The 12,667-nt window shown below is 58.5% G+C and carries 11 protein-coding genes and 1 pseudogene; 8 read left to right on the top strand and 4 right to left on the bottom strand.

Features of this window, described 5'->3' with window-relative positions:
* Positions 1 to 1,961: pseudogene (locus QBL02_RS09325) on the bottom strand (hypothetical protein); the annotation flags it as partial.
* A gap of 138 nt (positions 1,962 to 2,099) precedes the next feature.
* Here QBL02_RS09325 and QBL02_RS09320 point away from each other — a divergent pair.
* Genes QBL02_RS09320 through QBL02_RS09305 form a run of 4 tightly spaced genes read left to right on the top strand, consistent with a single transcriptional unit; the run spans position 2,100 to position 4,940 of the window.
* Positions 2,100 to 2,825, top strand: coding sequence for a glycosyltransferase family 2 protein (locus QBL02_RS09320; protein ID WP_282726144.1), 726 nt, complete (start codon positions 2,100 to 2,102; stop codon positions 2,823 to 2,825).
* Between the two features lie 6 nt (positions 2,826 to 2,831).
* A complete protein-coding gene (locus tag QBL02_RS09315; protein ID WP_282726143.1) occupies positions 2,832 to 3,212 on the top strand; it encodes a DUF2304 domain-containing protein in 381 nt (126 codons plus the stop codon).
* On the top strand, positions 3,209 to 4,207 hold the full coding sequence (locus tag QBL02_RS09310) for a Gfo/Idh/MocA family oxidoreductase (RefSeq protein WP_282726142.1): 999 nt from the start codon (positions 3,209 to 3,211) through the stop codon (positions 4,205 to 4,207). Before QBL02_RS09315 ends, QBL02_RS09310 begins: the two co-directional genes overlap by 4 nt.
* Before the next feature lies 1 nt (position 4,208).
* The gene (locus QBL02_RS09305; protein WP_282726141.1) at positions 4,209 to 4,940 is read left to right on the top strand and encodes a DapH/DapD/GlmU-related protein; all 732 of its coding nucleotides are present in this window, start codon (positions 4,209 to 4,211) and stop codon (positions 4,938 to 4,940) included.
* Positions 4,941 to 5,018: 78 nt separating this feature from the next.
* Here QBL02_RS09305 and rfbA read toward each other — a convergent pair whose 3' ends face one another.
* Complete coding sequence (gene rfbA, locus QBL02_RS09300; protein ID WP_282726140.1) at positions 5,019 to 5,879, bottom strand: glucose-1-phosphate thymidylyltransferase RfbA; 861 nt, start codon at positions 5,877 to 5,879, stop codon at positions 5,019 to 5,021.
* Between the two features lie 106 nt (positions 5,880 to 5,985).
* On the opposite strand from rfbA, the gene QBL02_RS09295 reads away from it, so the two are divergent.
* From QBL02_RS09295 to QBL02_RS09285, 3 genes are all read left to right on the top strand, one after another.
* On the top strand, positions 5,986 to 6,876 hold the full coding sequence (locus QBL02_RS09295; protein WP_282726139.1) for a glycosyltransferase family 2 protein: 891 nt from the start codon (positions 5,986 to 5,988) through the stop codon (positions 6,874 to 6,876).
* Positions 6,877 to 7,039: 163 nt separating this feature from the next.
* Positions 7,040 to 8,029 (top strand): dTDP-glucose 4,6-dehydratase, encoded by a 990-nt coding sequence (gene rfbB, locus QBL02_RS09290; protein WP_282726218.1) that lies wholly within the window; start codon positions 7,040 to 7,042, stop codon positions 8,027 to 8,029.
* Between the two features lie 2 nt (positions 8,030 to 8,031).
* On the top strand, positions 8,032 to 9,429 hold the full coding sequence (locus tag QBL02_RS09285) for a bifunctional dTDP-4-dehydrorhamnose 3,5-epimerase family protein/NAD(P)-dependent oxidoreductase (protein ID WP_282726138.1): 1,398 nt from the start codon (positions 8,032 to 8,034) through the stop codon (positions 9,427 to 9,429).
* 40 nt (positions 9,430 to 9,469) lie between these two features.
* Here the strand turns inward: QBL02_RS09285 and QBL02_RS09280 are convergent, their stop codons facing one another.
* Both QBL02_RS09280 and QBL02_RS09275 read right to left on the bottom strand, forming a co-directional pair.
* Positions 9,470 to 10,498, bottom strand: coding sequence for a glycosyltransferase (locus tag QBL02_RS09280; protein WP_282726137.1), 1,029 nt, complete (start codon positions 10,496 to 10,498; stop codon positions 9,470 to 9,472).
* A complete protein-coding gene (locus tag QBL02_RS09275) occupies positions 10,479 to 11,723 on the bottom strand; it encodes a glycosyltransferase (protein WP_282726136.1) in 1,245 nt (414 codons plus the stop codon). The genes QBL02_RS09280 and QBL02_RS09275 overlap by 20 nt, the downstream gene beginning before the upstream one ends.
* Positions 11,724 to 11,754: 31 nt before the next feature.
* Here QBL02_RS09275 and QBL02_RS09270 point away from each other — a divergent pair, with 31 nt between their 5' ends.
* A complete protein-coding gene (locus QBL02_RS09270) occupies positions 11,755 to 12,666 on the top strand; it encodes a glycosyltransferase family 2 protein (protein ID WP_349238641.1) in 912 nt (303 codons plus the stop codon).
* The last annotated feature ends 1 nt before the right edge of the window (position 12,667 follow it).

Genomic DNA, 12,667 nt, shown 5'->3' with positions numbered 1-12,667 from the left:
CAACCGTTATTGATCAAGCCACACGCTGCATTACCAGCAGGCCAACCCCACGAACCAGCAGGACCACCAGCAGCCAAGTAACCATCACGGAACGGACCATACGTCATACCAAACGTGCCAGCAGGGGAAGTCCACACCGTTCCCAGCTGGAACTCCTGCACTTCACCACCACCGTTATCGCTCAGCAACTTCGGCGCCCGAATCGGATACCCAATCGAACCCTTTGAACGGTTCCAGAGGTCAAACGATTCCTGAGACACCAGCACCATGCCAGTACCAGCCGACCACATACCGATTCCATGCTGGAAACCCATGTAACAACCGTTATTGATCAAGCCACACGCTGCATTACCAGCAGGCCAACCCCACGAACCAGCAGGACCACCAGCAGCCAAGTAACCATCACGGAACGGGCCATGTGTCATGCCGAAAGTTCCAGCAGGGGAGGTATAAACCGTGCCTGCAGTGAACTCAAGGCTGGAGCCCCCGCCGTTTGCTGTAAGTTGCTGCGGCGCTGCGATTGGTGCGCCAATAGTCTTCAGACCATTGATTGAGTTCCAGTAATCCAAAAACGCTGGAGCAATCTGGCCAGCAAATCCCTTGTTAGACCAGGCGAGCGTACCGCCGGCAAAGCGTTGAGCGAGGTCCCCGCCTAGGCCACTCACATGCGCGTCTGCCGGGTACCCGAGGGCACCGGCAACGCCACCGAGACGATCCCACTCGGCGAGCAGCTTGGTCGGTACGAGCTGAGAAACCTTGGTGGCAACCGAGTAGGCGACTCGTCCCTTCTGGAACGGCATGAGGCAGCCGCTTGGCTGGACATTGCAATTTGCGTCTCCGGTTGGCCAAGCCCACGGGCCGGAAACATATCCGGCGTCGCGGTAATTCGCGAGGAAGGGACCCTCAGACATTGCCGTTGATTTGCCGGTGCTTGTCTCATAGAAGATGGCACCGTTTGCAAACTCTTGGACGTATCCGCCACCATTTGCCGCAACAAATTGAGCCGTCTGCTTCGGTGCTCCAAGAACACCGTTCAGTCCACCGAATCGGTTCCAGGTCTCAAGAATCACTCCTGTGACAGAAACGCCCGCTGAGCTGCCGAACCAACTGGTGTAGAAGTTATAGAAGTTTCGATTGCCGTAACTTGAGCAACCGTCTCCGGTGCCCCAACCCGCATTAAGTGCCGCCTGATTGGGTCGGTAAGGGGTGTAGATGTAGAGCGCGGCGGTCGCCCAGTTCTCGATGTAGACCTGTGAGGTACCACAACTCGCATTCGGGTGCCACTGAATTGTGTTGTTTTGGAAAGGCTTGTAGTTAAAGGAGTTTGGGTTTCCCTTATATACCTTCAGCTGTCGGGCGCCAAGGTATAGCTGCAATGCGAAGCCTGCACTCGCAGCATCACAGTTTGCTGAGTTGCCTGGACCGCTATCGGGGCAATTCATGCCAAGCGCGTAGTTGTACTGACGTGTGACTGGCCAGTCATCTGTGAGCAGGCTCTGCTCTTTTTCTAGCATGACGAGCAGCACTTTTTGGCTGATCCCGCACGCACGGCCAACTTTTTCAATGATTTGAGCCGAAGTTTCATTTGGCACACCCACATACCCAGTGCAATATGCGTCGGCGGGGCGGCTGGTCGTTGACTGTTTGAACGATTTCAGGCAGGCACTGGCAATAATGTTGCCTGATCCGCTCGGCGAAACGGCTCCTGGCATGTATGGAGGCTGACCGATCTTGCAATTAGCCAGTCGCTGATTCAGGAAAGTTTGAATCTCCGGCGCAGTCATTGCAGTGCCGTTATAGAACAATGAATCGTCAATGATATTGCCGGGGTTAAAGCCGGCGACAGGGGCAGCTTCTGCAGGAGTCGCAGTACCGACAAGCGGAGTCATCGCGATACCGAGAGCAACGGCAGCGGCAAGCACTATCCGTCGCAATCGCGGTGCCTTTATGTGGTTGGACAAAAGCTATCTCCTCAGTGGCATGTCTCAACCAAAGCTTGAGACTTTGCCACTAAAGTACCGTCTTCTCCTAATCGCAGCAAGCTATCCTATTTTTCGGACACGCCGCGCGCCACCTTCATTTCTGAGAGAATGGGTTTCATGACCGAATTGCCCGTCGACCCAGCGACATCTGTTGCACCCTCAGCGGCTTTCGCTCACTCCAATAGCGACACCTGGGTGATTATTCCCCTCTATAACGAGGCCACAGTCGTGGGCGAAGTTGTTACAGGACTGCTACCCACATTTCCCAACGTGGTTTGCATCGATGACGGGTCGCAGGACGGTAGTGGCGAGATTGTTCGCAAGGCTGGCGCAAGATTAGTTTCGCACCCGATCAACCTCGGCCAGGGTGCTGCCCTGCAGACCGGATTTGATTACGCAATCGAGCGCAACGCCAAATATGTAGTCACTTTCGACGCAGACGGCCAGCATCGCGTGCAAGACGCCCTCGCAATGGTTGAGCGGGCACGAGACGAAAACCTCGCGATCGTGTTTGGCTCACGTTTTCTCGACAATCGAACCAAACCCGGGCTTATCAAAAAAATAGTTCTCAAAACCGCCGTCATGGTGACAAATTGGACTACACGAACGCGTCTTACTGATGCCCACAACGGTCTGCGAGTAATCCGCGAAGACGCGGTTCGTAAGATTCACCTCAAGCAAGATCGAATGGCCCACGGGACCGAGATTATTGCGCAACTGGGCCGCACTGGACTGCCCTACGCCGAACAACCGGTCGAGGTGCTCTACACCGAGTATTCAAAAGCCAAGGGGCAGTCCCTGCTCAACTCGGTCAATATCCTTATCGACCTGATCATTCGTTAGGCAGCCATGACTTTCTTCCAGCTCCTCTTGATTATCGGTGTCGCGGCAATCGCTCTGTTTTCAATTAGATTCTTGCGCGGCGAACGTTCTCTTGCGATAAAACGAATTCTTGCGCTGCTTGCAGCACTCGCCGCAGTACTCTCAATACTGTTTCCAACGGTACTCACTGCAGTGGCAAACTTTTTTGGAATCGGCAGAGGTGCCGATCTCTTGCTCTACGTTTCAATTCTCGGCGGCATGCTCTTCGTGGTCGCGATGATCAGGTCACAGGCTCGCAGCGATGCTCGAGTCACCAGACTTGCTCGGGCGGTTGCTCTCATGGAGGCGAGAATGATCGAACAACAACAGACTCACAAGCCATCCGACGAAAGCGGTGAATCAGTATGACTCTGAAAATGGGAATCATTGGCCTTGGCATGATGGGCCGCCACCACGCACGCGTCGCTCGCGAGGTTGAGGGTGTTGAGCTCGTAGCCGTGGCGGACGCGATGGGCGACCCACACGGTGTCGCCGGGAACCTTCCGCTTTACGATTCAGTTGAAGCGCTAATCGAGCACGGTATCGACGCAGCCGTCGTCGTTGTGCCGACACAGTTTCACGAAGAGGTTGGTATCAAGCTTGCCGAAGCCGGCGTGCACGCCCTCATCGAAAAGCCGATTGCCCACTCTGTCGAAGCAGGACAGCGTCTTGCTGAGGCGTTCGATAGTCGCGGTTTGATTGGTGCAGTCGGCCACGTTGAGCGGTTCAATCCAGCGCTCATGGAGTTACGCAAGCGTCTGCAGCAGGGAGAACTGGGTCAGGTTTACCAGATCCACACTCGACGCCAGGGGCCATTCCCAGTGCGAATTGCAGATGTTGGCGTCGTCAAAGACCTTGGAAGCCACGACATCGATTTGACCGCATGGCTAGCGAACTCGAGCTACGCAGAGGTTGCGGCACAGACTGCTTTCCAAAGCGGGCGGCAGCATGAGGACATGGTCACCATTTCGGCAAAGCTTGCAAACGGGACCATCACTAATCACCTGGTCAACTGGCTCACCCCGTTTAAAGAACGATTGACACTCGTTACCGGTGAGCGTGGCGCATTTATTGCAGATACGCTCACCGCAGACCTCACTTTCTACGAGAACGGCACGATCGATTCCGACTGGGATGCGGTCATCGCTTTCCGTGGAGTGAGCGAAGGAACCGTAACTCGCTTCGCGCTTGATAAGCGTGAGCCGCTCAAGAGCGAACACGAAGCATTCCGCGATCTAATCCTCGGCAAGCCAAGCGAAGCGGTCACCCTGCAAGAAGGCCTCAACGTGCTGCGCGTATGCGAAGCGTCAATTGAATCGGCGAAGACCGGCCAGAGCGTCAAGCTCGATGCGACTGGCGCCTAAGGTGAGCGACGGAATCAGCCCGCTCGCTTTTATCGGCGAGGGTGTCACGATTGGCGAAGATGTGAAGATCGGCCCGGGTGCCGTGATTCTCGGCCCCTGCGTAATCGAAGATGGCGCATGGATTGGTCCAGGCGCACAGATTGGTGCGCCCCCAGAGATGACCGACCACGTACAGAACGCGGCTTGGTCGGGCGAACTTGCACACGCCGGTGTGCATATTGGTGCGGGTGCGGTCATTCGCGAGGGCGCTGTCATTCACCAGGGCAGCTATCGCGCGACCACGGTTGGCGCGGGTTCTTGGGTGCTCAACCGCGCCTACCTCGCTCACGATGTACTGCTCGGCGCAAATAGCACCGTGAGTGCTGGTGTCAGCATTGGCGGTCACTGTGTGATCGGCGACCGAGTCAACATCGGCATGAACGCCTCAGTGCACCAGCGCACCTTCATCGGCGCTGGTTGCATGATCGGCATGAGCACGCCGGTTGCCCGCGACCTCCCACCGTATGTCAAGGCATTTGGCTCGCCTGCCCGCATTCATGGCGTGAACAGCATTGGCATGCAGCGACAGGGCATCGAAGCGGATCAGATTGCCGCACTCCAGACTGCGTATGCGTCTGGAGACCTGCTGCTCGACGAGACCGAAACACAGTGGCACGACTTGCTCGCCAACGACCTGAAGCAGTGGCGCGAGCGCGAAAATCGCCGCCCGGCTGCTACTGCGCTCACAAGCTAACCGCCTGGATCGTTCGGCGATCCAACGCAAAACCCACCTCGCGACACGCGTCACGAGGTGGGTTTTTTGCTTTAGTCGTTACTTGCCGAGCGTTTCCAGGTACTTGCCGTAGCCACTCTTCACGAGGGGTGTTGCGAGTTCCTGCAGCTGGGCGTCGTCGATCCAGCCATTACGCCACGCAATCTCTTCAATGCAACCGATCTTGAAGCCCTGTCGCTCCTCGATCACACGAACGTATTCCGACGCCTGCATCATCGATTCGAAGGTGCCGGTGTCGAGCCAGGCGGTGCCGCGCTCAAGCACCTGAACACTGAGTCGACCTTCGTTGAGGTATTGCTCGTTGACACTCGAAATCTCGAGTTCGCCACGGGCGCTTGGCTCGATGGTTTTTGCGATACGAACCACGTCATTGTCGTAAAAGTAGAGGCCTGGCACCGCATAGTTGCTCTTTGGCTGCTCTGGCTTTTCTTCAATCGAAAGCGCACGCATCTCGTCGTCAAACTCAACCACGCCATAGGCACGCGGGTTCGCCACGTGGTAGGCGAAGACCACCGCACCGTCAATCTCGGTGTGCTTGCGCAGGTTTGAACCGAGGCCGGTGCCGTGGAAAATATTGTCTCCGAGCACAAGCGCTACGCTGTCGTCTCCGATGAACTCTTCGCCCAGCACGAATGCTTGCGCGAGTCCGTCTGGTGATGGTTGCACGGTGTACTCAATTCGCATACCGAGGTGTGAGCCGTCACCGAGCAGTGCCTGGAATTGTTCGCTGTGCTCGGGTGTCGTGATCACGAGCACCTCGCTAATGCCCGCCATCATCAGCGTCGAAAGCGGGTAGTAAATCATTGGCTTGTCGTAGATCGGCATCAGCTGTTTTGAGATGCCCTTGGTAATCGGCCACAGGCGAGTGCCCGAGCCGCCAGCCAGAATGATGCCCTTCACGAGACCCCACCTTTCGAATCAGGGCAAAGAAGCCCTGAGAAACTCAGCGGCCAGTCTATCGTCACCTTACGCAGGATCGACCAGCGCCCTTCAATACAATGGGAGCATGGTCGAGCCCTCCCCTTCGCGCGCCTCAGTTGCGCCCCACGTTGGAGTCGTCACTGTGAGCTACGGCTCAAGAGATGCGCTCGAACCTTTTCTTGCATCGCTCAGGGAGCAGCATGGTGCCGACGTTGCCGTAGCGATCGTCGACAACAAACCAAACGACGAGGGTGTTGGCGACCTCGCCGAACAATTCGGCGCTCTTTACGTGCCACTGCCACAGAACCCCGGCTATGGGGCTGGCATGAACGCTGGTGTGCGCGCACTGCAAGCCGCAGCTGACACACCCTTTGACGCCTACTTCTTCTGCAATCCCGACGTGATCTTCACCGCTCCCTCGATTGTAGAACTCGCAACAACCCTCTTGAACACGCCAGATGCCGGCAGCATTGGCCCCCGCACGCTGAACGATGACGGCACCGTCTACCCCTCGGCCCGCAACGTGCCCTCGGTTGGCACCGGCGTCGGCCACGCCCTATTTGGCAAGGTATGGCCCAAGAACCCTTGGTCGCGCGCCTACAAAAACGACGCCGACTACGACGAGCAGCGCACGGCAGGCTGGCTTTCCGGTGCAGCTGTCATGGTTCGACGTGAGGTGTATGAGCAGATTGAAGGCTGGGATGAGGCCTACTTCTTGCACTTTGAAGACATCGACCTCGGCTACCGAATTGGGCTTGCTGGCTATACGAATGTGTTTGATCCAGCGGTAACTATTGTGCACACTGGCGGCCACTCGTTGAAAAAGCACAGTGCGGTTGCCGAACGAGCCATGACTGCAAGTGCGATTCGTTTTATGCGCAAGCGATACTCGGGTGCGCTACGTGCACCGGTGCGCTGGATCGTGATCTCCGGTCTGCGTGCGCGCGGTGCGCTGAAGTCGATGCTCGCGCGCTAGACGCCAAACGCTATGCGCGCTGCGCTGGAAACTAAACAGACCAAGCCAAGCAGTCCCGGCTTCAGCCTTTTCAGGCTCCGCGGGTAGGCTTGAATCTGTTGGCACCCTGCCGTCGCCGAGCGTTCGCTCGGCGTGACTTTGGAGGATCCTCTTGACCCGCAAGATGCTCGTGACTGGCGCAGCCGGTTTTATCGGCTCGAACTTCGTGCACTACCTCGTGGCGAACACAGACGTAATCGTCACGGTACTCGACAAGTTCACCTACGCAGGGAACGCAGCTTCGCTTGCCGGTTTGCCAGAAAACCGGGTCACCGTGGTTCGCGGCGATATTTGCGACGCCGAACTCGTTGATCAGCTCGTGCGCGCGAACGACGTTGTAGTGCATTACGCGGCAGAGTCACACAACGACAATTCGCTGCACGATCCTCGCCCCTTCCTTGATACCAACATCATCGGCACCTACACCCTGCTTGAGGCTGTGCGTCGTTACGAAAAGCGACTGCACCACATCTCGACCGACGAGGTGTACGGCGACCTTGAGCTTGACGATCCGAACCGTTTCACGGAGCACACGCCTTACAACCCTTCGTCACCATACTCATCGACGAAAGCCGGCAGCGATCTGCTCGTGCGCGCGTGGGTGCGTTCGTTCGACCTGCAGGCGACGATCTCGAACTGCTCAAACAACTACGGTCCGCGTCAGCACGTTGAGAAGTTCATTCCCCGTCAGATCACCAACATTCTGACCGGAGAGCGACCAAAGCTCTACGGTGAGGGTCTGAATGTGCGCGATTGGATTCACGCAGACGACCACTCGAGCGCCGTGCTGCGCATTATTGAGGCAGGTCGCCTCGGCGAGACTTACCTGATCGGTGCCGATGGCGAGAAGAACAACAAAGATGTGCTCGAGCTGATCCTCACCTCAATGGGTCAGCCTGCAGACGCCTACGATCACGTTGTTGATCGACCCGGCCATGACCTGCGATACGCCATTGATTCGACGAAGCTGCGCGAAGAGCTCGGCTGGCAGCCTGCCTTCCCAGATTTCGAGCGCGGCCTCACCGCGACCATTGATTGGTACCGCGAGAACGAAGCTTGGTGGCGGCCGCAAAAAGCCGAAACCGAGGCGAAGTACCGCGAGCAGGGTCAGTAGTGATGGCGGCTAAGCCACTCGCGATTCGCGAGACCACGATCCCGGGCATGGTGCTGGTTGATCTGCCAGTGCACGGTGACAACCGCGGCTGGTTCAAAGAAAACTGGCAGCGCGAAAAGATGGTGGCGCTTGGCCTGCCAGACTTTGGGCCGGTTCAGAACAATATTTCCTTCAACGACAAGGCTGGTGCAACCAGAGGCATTCACGCCGAGCCGTGGGACAAGTATGTTTCGGTAGCGGCCGGACGCATTTTCGGGGCCTGGGTTGATCTGCGCGAGGGCGACTCGTTTGGCACCGTTTTCACGGCAGAGCTTGGCCCCGACACCGCAATTTTTGTACCCCGAGGTGTGGGCAACAGCTACCAAACCCTCGAAGACAACACCGCCTACGTCTACCTGGTGAACGATCACTGGAGTGCGGCAGCTCAGAGCGAATACACTTTCTTGAACCTCGAAGATGAGACCGCCGCAATTGCGTGGCCGATCCCACTTGCCGAGGCTGAACGGAGCGACAAAGACCTCGCGCACCCGCGCCTGGCAGAGGTCGAACCGATGAAGGCGCTGCGCACTCTTGTGATTGGCGCAAATGGCCAGCTTGGTCGCGCGCTTCAGCACGCACTGCCAACAGCCGACTTTGCCGACCGCTCACGTATTGACCTGTTCAACGAGAGCACACTCGATGAGGTGCGCTGGAGCGATTACGACACCGTGATCAACGCGGCCGCCTACACTGCGGTTGATACTGCAGAGACCGCCGAGGGTCGCCGCGATTGTTGGGACGCGAACGTTACGGGTGTGGCCCGTCTCGCTGCTCACGCGGCGAAGCACCGGCTCACGCTCGTGCACGTGTCGAGTGATTATGTATTCGATGGCACCGCTGCTGGCGCGTACTCGGAGTCGGCAGATATCGCGCCGCTCGGGGTGTACGGTCAGTCAAAAGCTGCCGGCGATGCTGTCGTCTCGACTGTGCCTTCGCACTACATTGTGCGTACCAGCTGGGTGATCGGCGATGGCAATAACTTTGTTCGCACTATGGCTTCGCTTGCTGAGCGTGGGATCGCCCCGAGCGTGGTCGATGATCAGTTCGGGCGCTTGAGTTTCACAGAAGACATTGCGGCCGGCATTGTGCATCTGCTGAACACCCGCCCGGAGCCAGGCCTCTACAACCTCACTAATGACGGTGGCGCAATGAGTTGGGCCGATATTGCTCGTGAGGTGTACACAGGCACCGGCCACGATGCTGAGAGAGTCAGCGGCACGAGCACGGCAGCTTACTTCGAAGGCAAAGAAGCGGCTCCTCGCCCACTGAACAGCATGCTCGCCCTCGACAAGATCAAGGCGACTGGTTTTGCGCCGCGCGATGCGCGCGTGGCACTAGCCGACTATCTGGGCAAGCTCTAGCGCCGAAACTACATGAGCTGAGGGCTGGCAGCCAATGCTGCTAGCCTTCAGCGTTTGGCACCGGGTGGCGCCAGCTGATCCTCGCGGCCTTTCGCATTAGCTTCGGCGACATTTTGCCCAGGCGCCCTCGCAACCCATCGGCCCAGCCTGCAAAAATCAATGAGCAAAGCGCAAGCTTGCCTCGGGCACTCCACACCGCAACCCCGTAGTCGAGCACCACGTCGCGCACACCGTCACGTCGCAGTAGCGCCCGCACAGCCAAATCGTCGCGGTATTCGCGGTTCATTACCACGCGATTACGCGCACGATAGTAGTACCGGAACGGACTCGATACCGCGACCATGCGTGGTCGACCGTCAGACTTCGTGAGCCTTTTGCCGAAGAAGTGCACATACAGGCGATGACCGAAGCCGTGCGGCAGCACCAGACCTGGCGCGCAGATCGCAACGTAGCCAGCTTTACGTGCGCGCAGGTAGTACTCGGTATCAACCAGGTCAATAAAGTAGTCGTCGCGCTGCGGCCCGAGCTCGCGCAGCACAGCCGACGGCATCAGCAGGCCAGACTGAATTGGGGCATACGACTCCAGAAATCCGGTGCCCTCGCTGAGCACTGCGACGCTGGGCGCCGTGCGGGCCTGTGAGGTCGCAGAAAAGAATTCAGGCGCGACCATGCCTACCCGTAGTTCGGCAGCAACAGCTCGGTCGTATTCGTCAACGAGAGTGTCGACGAATCCGGTTGGCACGTTTGAATCCTGATCAAAAGTGATCAAGAGTTCGGCATCGTCAGCGATCGCCGCGTCGATGCCGCGGTTCATCGCCGAAGCAATACCAAGGTTTTGCGGTTGTCGAAGCACCAGCACCCCGGCTGCCTCTAGCTGAACAAGCACATCCTCAGCGCTCTCGCCACTACCGTCGTCGACGACGATCACCCTCGCCACCTGGGGCGCGATTACCGCGCAGTGCGCAACTAGAGCTGGCTCTGGCCGAAAAGCAGAGAATACCGCGACCACACGATCACGATGATGGCCGGCCGTAAGGGCATCTGCAAACTCACTTGGTGTCGATGACATCTGCGTACAGCTCTCTGATTCTCTGTTCGAACGCGTCTACCCCGTAGACGCTCTCAGCCCACTCCTGCGCTTTGCGCGTGAGCTCCTCATCGGGTGACTTCAACGACGCAATGACTGCGTCCGCAAGCTCAGCCGATTGATCGCTGAGCCCCGCAAACAGTTCCGGGGCGTCGATACCTTCTGCGCCAACGCTTGTCGCCACCGTGGGTACACCGCGCAGCATTGCATCAATCGTCTTGAATTTCACACCAGCTCCAGAGCGTAGCGGCGCCACAAACACGCTCGCCTCGGCATAGTAGGGCTCAAGTGAATCGACGAAACCGGTGAGGCTCGCGCGAGGTGAACTAGCAACCTTCGCAGCGAGAGTATCGCTGGGTTTTGCGCCCGCAATCACAAAACGGGCCTTCGGCACAGCTTCGTGCACCCGCGGCCAAATCTCATCGATAAACCAGATCGCCGCATCGGAGTTCTCTGGACGGTTCATAGCGCCAGTAAAAAGCACAATGGGCTCGTCAGCATGAGGTGCTCGGGGCAGCGGATCGTTCGGGCTCAGTCCTGGCGGCACAACCTCCACCCGCAGCGCCGGAGCAAGCGAGCGCGCCAGATCAGCGTCTTTTTCACTCAGCACGATCAGCAGGTCGAGTGCTGCAAACGACGCAGCTTCGCGCTTGCGGCTGCGGGCAGCAGCAAAACGCAAGAGCGCCCTGCGCAGCGCCGAGCCCGCACCAGCAGCCTGTCGGTCGAGCCGCTGAGTCACAATGTCATGCCCAATACCGATCAGCGGAATGTTCGGCAGACGACGGCGCACTGCGGGCGCAAGCGCGATCATCTCAGACCATTGAAATTCGATTGCGTCAGCCTCAGCGAACTGCTTCCAGGGTGCGCGATCCCCCGCAAATAGCCGTCGAACCGGCCAATAAATCGAGCTGCCCGCGAGCACTGATTCCAGTCGCCAAAGTTTAAGCGCCATTCCGTCAAGTGGTGCTCCATCGAGCAGAGCGGCTGGCGGCCCATCGGCAACAAGCGGAAGAGCCTCGCGGTTCAGCGGAATGTTTGGCGCGAGATTGGTGACGTTTGCCACCCCGCGCAGTGCCCGATCATGCGCCAGAACGTACTGGCCGCCGGCGTGAGGCACTGAGGGGTACGGGATATACTTCGTCAGACTGAGCACCGACCGTTCCCGATGCTGCGGCGTCGGGTTATCGGTGGGGTGTGCAGCGGCCATTTATCTAGTTTAGACGGGTCAGGAGTTTCCCATCAGCGACACCGACAACGGCATCGACAGCAGCGCCGAAAGCAGCGCCGACTCCGACACCGAGGCAGCGGATCAGGGATACGTCAGTCTCGTCATCGCCTACCGCAACCACGATTTGGTGCGCGAGGTGCTTCGCCAGCTTGATGGCCAGTCGCTCCCGCCACGCAAGGTGCTGATTGCCGACAACGGAGGCACCCTCAGCGCAGCAGACCTCACTGAAATGCCGCTCGCTGACCGCACCGAGCTGGTGTCTCTACCAGAGAATCCAGGCTACGGCGCAGCGGTCAATGTCGCGCGGGATCGCCTGGGACACGACGCGCTGCTCGTGCTCACGCACGATGCTGTTTTCGGGCCTGGTCTTGCCGAGCGCCTGCTCGACACCCTCAAACAGGGCGCTCCAACAGCTGGCTGCGCCGCGCCTCTGCTGCGCTTTGCAGACAACCGCGAGCGGGTGTTCTCTGCCGGCGGCCTGGTGACCGCTGGCGGGCGCGCTTCACACCTCAACGAGCCCCGCGCTGCGAAACCATACCCGGTCGCCTGGGTTGATGGCGCGATTGCCATGTACACGGCGGCCGCTCTTGAAGCAATCGACTGGATCGCTGAAGAGTATTTCCTCTACTTCGAAGACGTCGACACAGGCTGGCGACTCTCGCAGCATGGCTTTGAGAGCCTGATCGTTCCAGACGAAATCTCATACCAGCAGCCAGGCGCTCACCCCATGTACTTGGGTATTCGCAACATGGTGCTTTTTGCGCGCAAATCGGGGATCCCGCGCGCAAAAAATCGGGCAGCAGTGATTCGCCGGGTTGCTCGCGAAAGCCTCGGCCGCCTGCGCCGCGGCAAACCCAGCGGCATCGGCGAAGCCATTCGCGGCTGGCGCGACGGCAACCGCGGGCTCAGCGGAAAGCCCTAAG

It is taken from the genome of Leucobacter sp. UT-8R-CII-1-4 (assembly GCF_030010235.1).
Lineage (GTDB): Bacteria > Actinomycetota > Actinomycetes > Actinomycetales > Microbacteriaceae > Leucobacter.
Note: the sequence above shows the minus strand (reverse complement) of the source record. Positions and strands in the feature narration are given on the sequence as shown.

Coding starts and splice junctions, on each gene's coding strand:
- QBL02_RS09285 (WP_282726138.1), top strand. CDS start 8,032: ATGGCGGCTAAGCCACTCGCGATTCGCGAGACCACGATCCCGGGCATG.
- rfbB (WP_282726218.1), top strand. CDS start 7,040: ATGCTCGTGACTGGCGCAGCCGGTTTTATCGGCTCGAACTTCGTGCAC.
- QBL02_RS09295 (WP_282726139.1), top strand. CDS start 5,986: ATGGTCGAGCCCTCCCCTTCGCGCGCCTCAGTTGCGCCCCACGTTGGA.
- QBL02_RS09310 (WP_282726142.1), top strand. CDS start 3,209: ATGACTCTGAAAATGGGAATCATTGGCCTTGGCATGATGGGCCGCCAC.
- QBL02_RS09315 (WP_282726143.1), top strand. CDS start 2,832: ATGACTTTCTTCCAGCTCCTCTTGATTATCGGTGTCGCGGCAATCGCT.
- QBL02_RS09320 (WP_282726144.1), top strand. CDS start 2,100: ATGACCGAATTGCCCGTCGACCCAGCGACATCTGTTGCACCCTCAGCG.
- QBL02_RS09280 (WP_282726137.1), bottom strand. CDS start 10,498: ATGTCATCGACACCAAGTGAGTTTGCAGATGCCCTTACGGCCGGCCAT.
- QBL02_RS09275 (WP_282726136.1), bottom strand. CDS start 11,723: ATGGCCGCTGCACACCCCACCGATAACCCGACGCCGCAGCATCGGGAA.